Here is a 15325-nt window from a genome sequence, read left to right on the forward strand (position 1 = left end):
CAATATAGCAAAAAGAATTATCCCCAAAATTGCAAAAATACATATACCAATAACAACCAACATTTGAAATATTTCTTATTTAAAGTTTATTTAAAATCATATTATTTTATTTCAAAATTCCATTGTTTAATTTTTTCCATAAAATGGTAAGCAGTTAAATCAAATTGAACGGGAACTATACTTATAAAATTATTCTCTAACGCCCATTCGTCCGTGTCATCTCCCTTATCTGAGTTACACCAGTTACCCGTCATCCAATAATAAGTTTTGCCTTTAGGATCAATTCGACGGTCAAACTCTTCATCCCAATGAGCATTTGCCTGTCTGCAAATTTTAATTCCTTGAATATCTTTTTCTTCGGCTTTAGGAATATTTACGTTGAGAACGACCCCTTCCGGTAATCCATACTTTAAAATATTTTCACATATTGATTTTATATGTTTTCTGGCTGCTTTGAAATTTGCAGTATAAGAAAAATCGCAAAGAGAGAAACCAACGGAAGGAATTCCTTCAATACCTCCTTCAATGGCAGCAGACATCGTTCCGGAGTAAATTACATTAATTGAGGAATTGGAACCGTGATTAATTCCGGAGACACAAATATCCGGTTTTCGGGGTAATAATTGATCAATGGCTAATTTCACACAATCCACAGGAGTACCGCTACAAGCCCATTCTCTGCGGGAATCATTTTCAATATACATTTTTTCTGCACGAATAGTGGAATGAATGGTTACTGCATGTCCCATTCCACTTTGAGGCTTATCCGGAGCAACAACATATACTTCACCGATTTCATTCATAATATCAATCAACTCACGTATTCCCGGAGCATTGATTCCGTCGTCATTGGTAACTAAGATTAAAGGCTTTTCCATAGGATTTCAATGAAATTTAAAATTTATAACAAAACTAAGATTTTTCCTTGTAAAAATATAGTATCTTTGAATTTATTTTTTAAAATTACAAATAATATACGTAAACCGATGCTTAATTTAAAAAAGACCTGGATATTTTTATCGCTATGTTCCATGAGCCTGTTAGTGTTTTGTTTTAACGCTTCTTCTCATGCCGACAATGAAAGAGAGATAATTAAAAGAGTTAGAGAAACACTACTTTTTACAAGCTATGCGCCTAAAAATTTAGATGTGTCTTATTCAAGGGATGTTTTTAAAAAATATATGGAAGACTTAGATCCGTTTAAAAGATATTTTCTGGATTCTGATATGGATGAGTTTTCTGAATACAGAGATAAAATGAGTGATATGTTTATTAATAATGATGTTTCATTTTATCATTTAACTATCGATAGGTTGTATAAAAGAATTGATGAAACGGAACAATATGTTAATGATATTTTCAGTCAGCCAATTACCTTCTCTAATGATGATTATTTTTATTCTGATGATAAAAAAAGAAAATTCCCAAAAAATAAAGATCAGGCAAAACAGTATTGGAAATCTTACATTAAATATAGAATACTACAGGAAATATTTAATACTCAAAACGTAAAAGATAGCATAAATACTAGTGATTCCATAAAAACGGATTCGATCAGTAAAAAAGTTACTAAAAAAATCGAAAAGCCTAAAACAAAAGAAGAAATAGAAGCAGATGCCGTAAAAAAAGTTAAAGAAAACTTGTCAGAATACTTTAGACAAATAAAATTAAGAAAAAAATCTGATCTATTTTCCATATTTGTCAATGCATATACGGAAGTTTTTGACATTCACACTACCTACTTTTCACCTAAAGATAAAGAAAATTTTAACAGCTCTATAAGTGGTAAAATTATAGGAATTGGTGCAACATTACAAGATGTTAAAGGGTATCCTACGATCAGGGAACTAGTAATTGGTGGTCCGGCTTGGAAATCTAAAGAAATTGAGGCAGGAGATAAAATAATTAAAGTACAACAAGGTAAAAATGGTAATCCGGTAAGTGTAGTAGGAATGTTATTAGATGATGCCATCCGATTAATAAGAGGTGAAGAAAAAACTACGGTAGTATTAACTTTAGAGAAAAAGGACGGAAGTACTAAAACGGTAACTTTGGTAAGAGAAGAAATTGAAATTCAGGAAACCTTTGTTAGAAGTGCGATTATAACGGATGAAAAAGGTAATAAATTCGGTATATTGTATTTGCCAGAATTTTATGTGAATCTAGAGAGTAACAGTAAAGGCAGAGATTGTTCCGATGATATCAAAAGAGAAATTAATGAATTAAAAAAGCAAGGAATTACCGGTTTGATTATGGACGTAAGAAACAACGGGGGAGGATCATTGTCTGAAGTGGTTGATATAACCGGATTATTTGTAGGAAAGGGGCCCGTAGTTCAAGTGAAAGATTCCAGCGGAAAAATAAAAGTATTAGACAGCAAAGAAAAAGATATTGTTTGGGATGGGCCTTTAATTCTTATGACCAATGAACTTTCAGCGTCTGCGTCAGAAATACTGGCCGGAGCTATGCAAGATTATCATAGGGCTGTGGTTGTCGGACCTTCTCAAACATATGGTAAAGGAACGGTACAAACCATCTTTCCTTTGGATCGATTTGGTATGAAAGACGATAAGTTCGGGGCCTTAAAGGTAACTATTCAAAAATTTTATAGGATAAACGGAAGTTCAACTCAGTTGAAAGGGGTAAATTCCGATATAGTTATTCCCGGTATTTTTTCCTATTCTGATATCTTTGAAAAGTCTCAAGAATATGCTTTACCGTGGGATCAGATATCTCCAACAAATTATTCTACCTGGAATGGTACTCCTAAAATAGATTATGAATATCTTAAAGCAAGAAGTGCAGAAAGATTAAAAGGAAGTACCTATGTTTCGTCAATTGAGAAAGCAGGTAAATGGACAAAAGAATTGGAAAAGATTACTAAAATTCCGCTAAAGTATGATAAGTTCATGCAGGAAATGAATAAAAGAAGTGATCAAAGTAAAGTATATGAAAAGGAAACTAATTTTGATGCAAAAATAAAAGTAGAGGCTCCGGCTTACGAGTTAGTCAAGTTTAAAGAAGATACTGTACTTAAAGCAAAACGTGAAGATTGGTATAAAGGAATGAAAAAAGATTTTAACCTTAGAGAATCTGTCAATGTTTTAAATGATATTATTAATAAAAAATAATTGAACAATAGTAAAAACAATCCATAAATTTTATGGATTGTTTTTTTTTAACCCATTTGAAAATAGAATAAATTTTTTTAGATTTAATTATAATAAATTTTAGTCATGGATAGATCTAATTTTCGATATATCAATAGGGAAATAAGTTGGCTTAAATTCAACTCTCGAGTACTTCAAGAGGCAATGGATAAAAAAAATCCTTTATTGGAAAGACTTCGTTTTTTAGGAATATATTCTAACAATTTAGATGAATTTTATAAAGTAAGGTATGCTTATATAGCTCGAATGGTTCAATTCAACAGAAAATATAATAATATTGTTGAGAGTCAAGAAGATGTAAATTTATTGGAAGAGATTAATATGACGGTTGCTCATCAGCAAGAAAAATATGATAAATTGTATGAACAAATTATTAAGGAGCTGGCTAAAGAAAAAACCTTATTAGTTGATGATAAGACCTTACCCGAGAGTTTGAAACCTTTCGTTCAAGATTTTTTTGAAAATAAATTAAGTCATAATTTAACTATATTATATTGGAAAGAGGGAGATAAAACAATCAACCTTAGAGATAATGTTTTTTATTTAATAGTAACCATGACTAAAAAAAATGGAAATCAACAATATGCACTTATTGAAGTTCCTTCGGACAGATTTTCGCGTTTTTTAGTCTTACCTGATATTAATGATAAACATTATGTAATATTTCTTGAAGATATTATTAGATATCATTTAAAAGATATCTTTCAATTTTTTAAATTCGAGACCATCGAGGGTAAATCCATAAAATTAACGAAAGATGCGGATCTGTCCATTGATAACGATGTGCAAGTCAGTTATGTAGATAGCATAGCCGTTGCCTTAAAAGAAAGATTAAAAGGATTACCGGTCCGCTTAGTATACGATAAAACTATTGATCCTAAAACGCTCAGGTTCTTAAAGAAAATGTTTGATCTTGATGAATACGATAGTTTAGCGCCCGGAGGAAAATATCATAATAAAAAAGATTTTATGAAATTTCCTACCTTAGGACGGCAAGATCTGGAATATAAAAAAATAGAACCGGTTATTCCTAAAATTTTAAAAGGAGAAAAAAACTATTTTAAGGCTTTTGCCAAAGAAGATACTTTACTTTATGCCCCGTATTATGATTATTCTGTTTTTTTGAAATTTTTAAGAGGAGCGGCCATCGATCCAAAAGTAAAAAAAATAAAAATAACCATATACAGGGTTGCCAGTGACTCCCAAGTTCTAAGTGCCATACTCAATGCTGCAAGGAATGGAAAAGAAGTAACGGCAGTTTTAGAATTAAGGGCAAGATTTGATGAAGCTCATAATATTAAATGGTCTAAACAATTACAAGATGAAGGAGTCAAGGTAATTTTTGGAGTTCCCGGATTAAAAGTCCATTCAAAAATTGGTATTGTCGAAAGAGAACCACAACGAGGTGCAGCTACTAAATATGCATTTATTTCAACAGGAAATTTTCATGAAGGTACCGCACGATTGTACACGGATTTTACTCTTTTTACAGCTAATGAAGCTATAGTAAAACAAGTGGACCAAGTATTTGATTTTTTTAATGCCAATTATTTAGTTAAACATTATAAAGATATAGCAGTAAGCCCTTGGGGAATACGTCGAAAAATTATACAAGGTATTGAACGGGAAATAAACAATAAAAAAAACGGATTACCCGCGCAAATTAATATTAAAGTTAATAGTATATGTGATAAAGAAATCATTGATTATTTATATGAAGCCAGTAAAATGGGAGTGGAAGTTCGAATGGTCGTACGGGGCATTTGTTCTATTATCCCTCAAGTTCCCGGTTTAAGTGATCATATTAAAATAATTAGTGTTGTAGATAAATTTTTAGAGCATCCGCGAGTGTATTGGTTTAAAAATGGAGGTGATGACCTCATTTATATTTCATCGGCGGATATTATGGCAAGAAATCTTGATCATAGAGTAGAAGTAGCATGTCCTATTATCAGCGCAAAAAATAAACAGGAGATTATGAAAATTTTCGATTTAGGTTTTAACGATAATGTCAAAGGACGTTTGATACAAGAAGGATTTGAGGAACCCTACCAGAAAAACAGAAAAAAGAAAAACCGTTCTCAAGAAACTATATACCAATATATTAAAGAGTTAAATAAATGATGAATATATTAACCTATGCTGCTATAGATATTGGTTCTAATGCAGTACGACTACTAATAAATACCATTTATGAAACTAAAGAAACTGTAACGTTTAATAAGACCAGCTTAGTTCGTGTACCTATAAGACTGGGACAGGATGTTTTTACAGATAAGAAGATATCTAAAAAAACTATGGTGCGGTTAAATGATGCAATGACAGCTTATAGCTTATTGATGAAAGTTTATAATGTGGATGAGTATAGGGCATTTGCAACCTCTGCTATGCGAGAAGCTTCAAATTCCAAAGATGTTATCAATTATATAAAAGACAAAAGCGGAATTAAAATAGATATTATCTCCGGAGAAGAAGAAGCAAAGATCATTTTTAGTTCGGAACTTAAAAATTTTCTGTATTCCGATAATTATTATTTATTCGTAGATGTTGGAGGGGGCAGTACGGAAATATCCCTTTTAAATAAAGGTAAAGTTCATCATAGTCAATCATTTCCTATAGGAACCGTTAGATTATTAGATAAAAAGGTAGATGAAAATTATCTAACAAATGTCATTAAACCCTGGGTGACTAAAATAACAAAAGGTAAATCCGTGGATTTAATAGGATCAGGAGGAAATATAAATTTTGTATTTAAAAATTCAGGAAAAAAAGAAGGTAAATTTCTTTCGGCTTCTTATATACATCATCAGTACGAACTATATAAAGGCATTTCTTATGAGGAAAGAATTGAAAAATTTAATATGAAACCGGATAGGGCAGATGTAATTGTTCCGGCATTATTAATATATAATTCGGTAATGAAATTTGCACATTCCACACGAATTCATGTTCCAAAAATTGGTGCTGCTGATGGAATGATTAATTTAATGTATAAGAAAATAAATAATAAATTAAGGTAGATTAATAGTTATCCTTATTTTTATTGATATAAATTATTTATTAATTATATTTATAATTATAAATTTTACCATTAAAAAGTATATAATTTTTGGATAATTTATTATATAAACATTTTACAATCTGTTTTTTTGTTAATTAATGATAAAATTTAGCTCTTAAATATTAACAATTCCTCAAAGTTATTTATTGATTAATTATATAGTTTTTAGCTAATTTAAAGATAAAACTAAACCTAAATTTTAAATTAAATTTATATTTTGAAATTAAAAGTAAAATAGTTTATTTTTGTGAATTAAAATAAAAATTAAGAGAAAAATTTTATACAACCTAAAAGACGATCTTTTTATATTTCTAAATTAGGATTTATTATTAATATATAAAGGTTGTTTTTAGTTAAATTATAAGATTATATAGTATAGTATTATTATAATTTAAAAGATTTTAAATAAATTTTTAAGTATAAAACTAATGAATAAACTAATGAAAAAAACTAGTTCTTATATTGTTTCAATAATAGTAGTATTATTCCTTATTTGCCTTTCATCTTGCGCTTCAAAAAAAAAACTATATTATTTTCAAGGTAATGAAACTATATTAAAAGAAGTGTATAAATATGTGCCAACACTAAAACCGGATGATTTATTAATTATAACTATTTCTGCTTTAGATTTGGAATCAACACTTCCATTTAATCAACAGAGTCCTTATAATGCTAATGCAGCAGGCTCTGAAAGCATCACGTCTACCAACCCAAGATTGAAAACCTATTTGATAGATGAAAATGGAGAAATAGATTTTCCTGTTTTAGGGAAATTAAAATTAGGTGGATTAACTCGATCTCAGGCGATGGATTTTATGAGAGAAAAACTAAGAGTTTATATCAAAGACCCTTCTGTAAATATTCATATATCTAATTTTAGAATTACAGTATTAGGAGAAGTATCTAAACCGGGAACCTATACACTATCCAATGAAAAAATTACGATTTTAGAAGCCTTAGGTTTAGCAGGTGATTTAACAATTTATGGAAAAAGGAAAGATATAATAGTGATTCGTGATAAGGATGGAAATAAAACTTTTACACATGTTGATTTAACATCAAATGAAATTTTTAGATCTCCGGTATACTATTTATCTCAAAATGATGTGATTTATGTTCATCCGAATGGAGCAAAAACCAACTCATCGGCCTATAGTGCTACAAATTCTGTCTTTATATCTTTGGCAGGTATTATATTATCTGTGATTTCAATTATTACCCGTTAAATAATTATATATAATGAAAAATTATAATAAAAATTTTTATTCCAAAGAAGAAGATGATCTAGATATAAAAGATTTGGCTTATCGTTATTTATTATATTGGAAATGGATTATCTTTTCTATAATAATCACAATTTCTTTAGGGTTTTTATATTTGTATGTTACTCCTAAAAAATATTTATCAGAATCAAAAATTCTTATCAATACGGGTAATCACGATAATTTGGCTTTATCCGGAATGATGGAAATAACTGAATTTACGGATTTAACTAGGAATAATATAGATGATTGGATAGAAATGTTAAAATCACGTCGATTATTATCTAAAGTAATTGATAAATTAGATTTAAACGTTCAATATAGTGAGAAAAACGGGTTTATAACCAAACAAATTTATAAAAAAGATGCCGGTGTTTCGATAAAATTTATTGATGAAAAATCTAAATATTTAATTGATAAACCCATTAATTTAGAAGTCATTATTGATGATAATGAGAAATTTACATGTAAAGATTTAAAAAAAGACAGTGTATTTAATGGGAAATTTAATGAACCGGTGAAATTTCCTTTTGGAGATATACTTTTCGTTCGTAATCCAAAATCAGAATCTGGAGATCAATTATTTATATCCCTTAATCCCATAATAGATGTAACATTAGAATATATTAATTCTCTTGAAATTGAAAATGTTTCTAAAAACGGAAATATTATCAACTTAGGTTTACAAAGCATTTTACCAGAAAATGCAAATAAAGTTATAGATCTTTTAGTTTTACAACTTCAAGAGGATATTATTGATGATAAATACAAAATAGGCCAAAATACAATATCATTTATAAATGATAGATTATCATTGATATCTAAAGATTTAAGCAATGCAGATGATCATATGGAGAAGTTTAAATCGAGTAAAAAAATCATTGATGTTGAAACGGAAGGAAGAAAGCAAGTACAAGAATCTTCAAGAATAGAAGAACAGCTTAAACAATATTCTATACAGTTGAGCTTAATCGATTATATGGAAAACTTTATTGGTTCTAATAATAATTCTTTATTACCTTCAAATATTGGACTTAATGATGCGTCTATAGTATCTACTACACAAGAATTTAATAAATTAATACTTGAAAGAGATAATTTACTAAAAAGTTCAACCCCGGAAAATCCTATTGTTAAAAATTTAGATATTCAAATTCGTGATTATAATAATAATTTAAGAAAAAGTTTAAAAAATTATAAAAATTCAACTAGCATTGCTATTGGTAATTTGCAAAAGCAAATGGGGCAAGTTTCAAATAAAATATCAGATCTTCCGGCAAAAGAAAGAGGATTTAAAGATATTTTTAGAAAACAGCAGACTATAGAATCTTTATTTTTATTATTACTTCAAAAAAGAGAAGAAACAGAAATTGCTACCTCTTCAACCCCTAACGTAGTTAAAGTGGTGGATACAGCATATTATTCCAATCAACCGGTTTATCCTAAGCCCTATATTATTTTATTTATATCAGCCATAATGGGATTAATAATTCCAATGGGGATTTTATATGTAAATTTCTTTTTTGATGATAAAGTAAAATCTAAAAAAGAGATAGAAAATGTTATATCAAATTTTCCATTTTTAGGTTACATTCCAAAAGCAGAAAATGATATGGTTGATATCCAAAGTACTAATTCCTCTTCAGCTGAGGCATTTAGAATATTACGAACCAATGTAAATTTTTTATTGTCTGAATCGGTATATAAAAATAAATGTATTTATGTTACCTCAACAATAAGTGGAGAAGGAAAAACTTATACATCCCTAAATTTAGCTTATACTTTAGCATTGGCTAATAAAAGAGTATTGTTGGTTGAGGCAGATATTCGCAAACCTAAAGTTAGAGAAAATTTAGGTATAAATAATAATTTAGAGGGTATTACAGAATATTTATCCGGGAATGTTTCGGATTTATCTAAAATAATATTTTCAAATTCTTATTCTAATAATAAAAAATCCGAACATTCTTTAAATATAGATATACTTCCTTCGGGTAGAATAGCTCCCAATCCTTCAGAATTATTAATGAATGGAAAATTTAAGGAAATAATTAAATATGGTAAGGATTTTTATGATTATGTTATCATAGATACAGCTCCGGTAGGCGTAGTTACAGATACACTTTTGATAAATGAGTATGCTGATTTGGTTATATATCTAATAAGAGTCAACTACTTACAAAAGAATATGTTAGATATTTTGGTTCAGTTGCAAGAAGAAGGAAAATTTGATAAACATAAAACAGCCATATTGATTAACAATGTGGATTTAAAAGGTGGTTACGGATATGAACGTTATAATCCATATGGATATAATCAAGAAAAAAAAGCATGGTATAAATATTTCACAATAAATCGAAGTAAAATTTTTCACCGTTGAAAATAAAATACTAATTAAAGGTAACTAACTACAAATTGAAAATTTATTGCTAATCATGGAAGAAAAAAAACGCTTATTGGTAAATTTAGCAGCACAATTAAGTTCATTTATAGTTGGTTTTGTAATTAGTTTTTTTTTAACACCTTTTGTAATTAAAAAATTGGGTGCAGATGTATACGGTTATATAGGATTAGCAAATAATTTTGTATCGTATACATCGCTAATTTCGGTAGCTTTAAATTCAATGGCAACTCGTTTTATTACCGTAAGTTATCATAAAGGAAATTTAATTTTAGCAAAAAAATATTATTCTTCAGTTTATTATTCAAATATTTTTTTAGCTATAATAATACTATGTGTAGCGTTTTTAGTTGTTTTTTACTTAGATAACTTAATTAAAATAGATATACAGCAGCAATGGGAAGTGAAATTATTATTTGGACTTACCTTTTTAAATTCTGCCATTTCATTAATGTTTAATATTTATTTTGTTCCTCTTTTTATAAAAAATAGAACAGATATATCATCTGTACTTAATATTATTTCAAATATATTAAGGATTATATTTGTAGTAGTTCCTTTTTCATTATTTAAGCCACATTTATGGTATTATTCAATATCTGCCTTAATTAGTACTTTATTTATAGGTTTGTGTAATAAAAAAATAGCTGTAAAAATATTTCCGGATTTTAAAAATAACAAAAATTTATATGAATTTAAGTTAGTAAAAAAGATACTATTATCCGGTTGGTGGAATTTATTGAATAAATTGAGCGATATACTTTCAACAGGAATGGATTTATTATTAGCCAATGTTTTTATTAGCACCTTAGCTATGGGAACATTATCTATAAGTAAAACTATACCTACAATTATTTTATCATTGTGTGCTTCTGTAGCTATTATTTTTGCTCCAAAATTAACCGAATATTATGCTAAAGATAAAATTCTTGATTTACAAAACGAGATTCACAAAAATATTAGAATAATGGGTATTATTTCAATTTTACCTATACTAGTATTTATTATTCTTGGTGAAGATTTTTTTCAATTATGGTTACCCAATCAAGATCATCAAAAATTATATCAGCTTTCTTGTATTTCCCTTTTTTCATTAATGATTGCAATGCCACAAGAAAGCCTTTGGAATATATTTACTATAACGGATAAGATAAAAATTTCATCTTTAAGTCTTTTGTTTTTTAGTATTCTCATTTTTATTACAATTTTTATAAGTGTTAATTTTTTAAAAGATGATTATGATAAACTATTAGCAATTGTAATTTCAAGACTGGTATGGGGAGGTCTACGTTCATTGACTTTTTTACCAATTTATGGAGCAAAATGTTTAAAATTAAAATGGAATACATTTTATCCGATAATATGTAAAAATTTAGCAATTTCTCTATGCTTATTAATACTATTTTTAATCATTAAATATTATTTTATTAAGATTGATGGATGGGGTACTTTAACTTTTTATTCAATCATTATATCCATTATAGTATTATTAATTATGAGTTTAGTTATGTTAACTAATAATCAAAAAAAGCAATTTAAAAGTATTATAAGGAATTTGATCATTAAATTTAAATAAAATTATTAATTTTTTAATTTTCAAGTATTAAAAGGCAGTTTCAGGATTTTAATAAAATAAAATATAAATAATATAAAACATTTAAATATAAAATAAATTAATTTATAAGATTTAAAATGAATATAATTATTAATGAATTAATGGTAAAATATTATAATTTATATATTTTAAATATATTTAAATTTATATCATTATGATAATTTAATTAGTTGTTTATAATTATTTTGATTTTAATAATAGCTTTATAATTAAAATTAAATAATAATTTGAAATAACTTTAGTTAAATATAGTAATTAAAATTATTTCTACTATGATACCAAAAATTATACATTACTGTTGGTTAGGTAAAAAACCATTGCCGGAGAATTTAGAAATATATATTAATTCCTGGAAAAAATATTTGCCGGAATATGAAATTATCTTATGGGATTTAGAAAAATTTGATATTGAAAAATCATTATGGGTAAAACAAGCATGTGATTCAAAAATGTATGCTTTTGCGACAGATTACATGCGATTATATGCATTATATAATTATGGAGGAATATATCTAGATACAGATGTTGAGGTTTTAAAAACATTTAATGATTTACTTCATTTGCCTTATTTTATTGGAAAAGAAAACACAAAATATGGAATTGAATCAGCAATATTAGGTGTAGAAAAAGGATGTGTGTGGATAAAAAAATGTTTGGATTATTATGATCATAGAAATTTTATTAAAGAGTCAGGAGTTTATGATATTGAACCATTACCTTCCATAATGAATAAGGTAATACGAGCTAATTTTAATTTAATTTCAATTCCAAGTATTGACAAAATAGATAATAATCAGGAAAACGTTTATATTTTACCGTTAGAATATTTTAGTCCCAAGAAATGGGATGATCCATCTGTTTTGAATTTAACGTGTAATACTTATACAATTCATCATTTTTACGGATCTTGGAAAAAAGATAAATCTAAACTTAACATTTCAAATAAAAATTTATTACGGAACAAGATAAAAAAGTTAATCAAAAAAATTTTTTATGTCAAGAATTAATCAGAATCTTATATCTGTAATAATTCCTGTTTATAATGTTGAGAATTATCTTGATAGGTGTATTACCAGTGTGATAAATCAAACATATAAAAATTTAGAAATACTATTGGTAAATGATGGATCAACAGATGCGAGTGGTGAAATCTGTGATAATTATGCTCAGCAGGATGAAAGAATCAAAGTAATTCATAAAAAAAATGGTGGGTTATCCAGCGCAAGAAATGCAGGTTTAGATATTTCGAAAGGTGATTTTATAGGTTTTTTGGATAGTGATGATTTTATAGCATTAGAATATTATGAAATATTGTTCAAAATATTAGCAGAATCAAATAGTGATTTATCATTTTGTAGCTTTCAACGCTTTTATAATTATGATGAATTAAAAAAAATTGATTTAAATAATTATACTATAGATATTTTTCAAAATAATAAAATTTTTGATGATTTTTATAACAAATCAAATTTCGTTGAAAATGTAATAGTATGGAATAAACTTTACAAAAAAGAAATATGGAATTCTTTAAGATTTCCGATAGGAAGATTTCATGAAGATGAATTTATATGTCATGAAATATTTTTTTTATCACAAAAAATAGCTAAAGTTGATTTAAAAATGTACTATTACCTTCAAAGGGAAGGGAGTATAATGAGCAATAATAATTATTTAGAAAAATTTATTGATATTCTAGACTCAAATAATTTAAGATTACAATTTAGCAAAAAAAATAATCTGCAAAAGCTATATAATGATACGTTAAAACTTCGATATAGAAGATTAAACAATATTTATCAACTAATACCTTATGAAAAACTTACTCCATCCATACAATCGGAGATAAAAAAATCATGGATTCATTTTAGTTTAAAAGATAAATTAAAGGTTGCTATATTCTACTGTACTAATTTATTAAAATTAAAAAAATGAATTCATTAGTATCAATTATTATTCCGGTTTATAATGTAGAAGAGTATTTGGATGAATGTTTGAATTCAGTAATTAAACAAACGTATTCTAACGTTGAAATTATAATTATTAATGATGGATCTACCGATCGCAGTGTAGACATAATAGACAAATATAAAAAGAAAGATAATAGGATAAAGGTTTTTTCAATTAGTAACAGTGGACAAGGTAAAGCAAGAAATATCGGTATCAATAATTCTTTAGGAGAATATATCTATTTTTTAGATTCAGATGACTTTATTGAAGCTCAAACTATAGAAATTTTAGTAAATTCAATTTCTAAGAATCACATTTGTATATTTAATGCTGTTTCTTTTATACACCAATCAGGTAAAATTGTATCCTCTAAATATTTCAAAATAAATGAAGAAGATCTAAAGAAGGAAATAAAGATAGGGAATCAAATTAAATATTTAGCTCCTTGGATTTCTCCCTGGTCAAAATTATATTCTAAAAATTTTATTCAAAACAATAATATTGATTTTCCTGAAGGTATCTATGGTGAGGATGTTGAATTCTGGTTAAGATGTATCATATCTACTAACAAAATAACTTATGTAGACTACTATGGATATCACAGAAGATATAGAAATAATTCAACTATGACCGGAGGCAGCATCAAAAATTTAAAAGATAGAATATATTCAATGGATCGATTGATAAATTTAGATCCTTTCTCAAAACAGCTTAGGTTATTTGTTTTACAATATCTATTAGATATTTGGCGTCAATCATACCAAAAGAATGATCAAGAATTAATTGAATATGCTAAGTTGAAATTTTCGGAATATAATGCCAAAAGCTTATGTGAAAATGTAAATATTTTATATAAGGTAAGATATATTTTATTTTATAAACCAATAGTAAATAATCGTATGTTACTGGTAAACATAGATAAATTGTTATTTAAATTAATAAAATTCTGCAACTTATTTAGTTTTAACGATAAATGATTAACTATACTATAATAATTCCACATAAAAACTCCATTAAATATCTACAAAGATGTTTAGATTCTATTCCGGATAAAAATGATATACAAATTATTATTGTTGACGATAATAGCGATGCTGTTGAAATAAATAATTTTCCGGGATTAAATAAAAAAAATACAGAAGTATATTTTACTAAAGAAGGTAAAGGAGCCGGATATGCAAGAAATATCGGATTATCTCATGCAAAAGGTAAATGGCTGTTATTTGCTGATGCAGATGATTATTTTAATGATGGATTTTACAATGTCATTGAAAAATATGTGAACTCAGATTATGAAATAATTTACTTTTCAGCAACAAGTATAGATAATAATTCAGGTGCAAAGGCAAATAGAAATAAAAACATAGTTAAAGTAATAAATAATTTTAATAAAGAAAAGTATAAAACTTTTGAAGATTTAATTTTTAAGAATTGGACACCTTGGAGTAAGATGTTTAATCATAAATATATAAAACAAAAGAATTTATTATTTGAAGAAGTTAAAGTAGGTAATGATGCTTTATTTGTTTTAGAATCGGGAATAAACGCCAAAAAAATTGCTGTAGATAAATATCCTATTTATTGTGTTACCTATAGCCCAAATAGTCTGACCTATACAATTACCAGTGAAACAAGATTTGATGAAAGATTCAATGCTAAAATTAGAATTAATAATTATTTACATAATATACAACAAAACAAATATAAAATACCATTAGGAGAAGACATAGTTATTTCAATGAATTACGGATTTAATAAATTTTTCAATGCAATAACTCAAGCAAAAAAAAATAATAATAAAATTATTTTTAGTATTAGCAAATCATTAATAAAAAGATTTTTAAAAAAATTTAATTTTAAAAACTAACT

At 26.8% G+C, this 15325-nt stretch carries 11 protein-coding genes; 10 read left to right on the forward strand and 1 reads right to left on the reverse strand.

The window, feature by feature from the left end:
- Positions 1-101: 101 nt before the first annotated feature.
- Positions 102-878, reverse strand: coding sequence for a 5'/3'-nucleotidase SurE (gene surE / locus J3U20_RS00180; protein WP_160543177.1), 777 nt, complete (start codon positions 876-878; stop codon positions 102-104).
- A gap of 108 nt (positions 879-986) precedes the next feature.
- Between surE and J3U20_RS00185 the strand changes: the two genes are divergently transcribed.
- The 10 genes from J3U20_RS00185 to J3U20_RS00230 all read left to right on the forward strand — a co-directional run bounded on the left by J3U20_RS00185 (position 987) and on the right by J3U20_RS00230 (position 15323).
- A complete protein-coding gene (locus J3U20_RS00185) occupies positions 987-3131 on the forward strand; it encodes a carboxy terminal-processing peptidase (RefSeq protein WP_160543176.1) in 2145 nt (714 codons plus the stop codon).
- A 105-nt stretch (positions 3132-3236) separates the two neighbouring features.
- A complete protein-coding gene (ppk1, locus tag J3U20_RS00190; RefSeq protein ID WP_160543175.1) occupies positions 3237-5294 on the forward strand; it encodes a polyphosphate kinase 1 in 2058 nt (685 codons plus the stop codon).
- Positions 5294-6190 (forward strand): exopolyphosphatase, encoded by an 897-nt coding sequence (locus J3U20_RS00195; protein WP_324124760.1) that lies wholly within the window; start codon positions 5294-5296, stop codon positions 6188-6190. The genes ppk1 and J3U20_RS00195 overlap by 1 nt, the downstream gene beginning before the upstream one ends.
- A 481-nt stretch (positions 6191-6671) precedes the next feature.
- A complete protein-coding gene (locus J3U20_RS00200) occupies positions 6672-7457 on the forward strand; it encodes a polysaccharide biosynthesis/export family protein (RefSeq protein ID WP_160543173.1) in 786 nt (261 codons plus the stop codon).
- A gap of 13 nt (positions 7458-7470) precedes the next feature.
- On the forward strand, positions 7471-9873 hold the full coding sequence (locus tag J3U20_RS00205) for a GumC family protein (protein ID WP_160543172.1): 2403 nt from the start codon (positions 7471-7473) through the stop codon (positions 9871-9873).
- 55 nt (positions 9874-9928) lie between these two features.
- Positions 9929-11470 (forward strand): lipopolysaccharide biosynthesis protein, encoded by a 1542-nt coding sequence (locus J3U20_RS00210; RefSeq protein ID WP_160543171.1) that lies wholly within the window; start codon positions 9929-9931, stop codon positions 11468-11470.
- Positions 11471-11781: 311 nt separating this feature from the next.
- On the forward strand, positions 11782-12516 hold the full coding sequence (locus J3U20_RS00215; protein ID WP_160543170.1) for a glycosyltransferase family 32 protein: 735 nt from the start codon (positions 11782-11784) through the stop codon (positions 12514-12516).
- Entirely contained in the window at positions 12503-13441 is a 939-nt protein-coding gene (locus J3U20_RS00220) for a glycosyltransferase family 2 protein (RefSeq protein WP_160543169.1), read from the forward strand. Before J3U20_RS00215 ends, J3U20_RS00220 begins: the two co-directional genes overlap by 14 nt.
- Positions 13438-14433: a glycosyltransferase family 2 protein gene (locus J3U20_RS00225; protein ID WP_160543168.1), complete on the forward strand. Its 996-nt coding sequence runs from the start codon at positions 13438-13440 to the stop codon at positions 14431-14433. The genes J3U20_RS00220 and J3U20_RS00225 overlap by 4 nt, the downstream gene beginning before the upstream one ends.
- Complete coding sequence (locus J3U20_RS00230) at positions 14430-15323, forward strand: glycosyltransferase family 2 protein (protein WP_160543167.1); 894 nt, start codon at positions 14430-14432, stop codon at positions 15321-15323. The genes J3U20_RS00225 and J3U20_RS00230 overlap by 4 nt, the downstream gene beginning before the upstream one ends.
- Positions 15324-15325: the final 2 nt, after the last annotated feature.

Source organism: Apibacter sp. B3919, assembly GCF_026537405.1.
Classification (GTDB): domain Bacteria; phylum Bacteroidota; class Bacteroidia; order Flavobacteriales; family Weeksellaceae; genus Apibacter.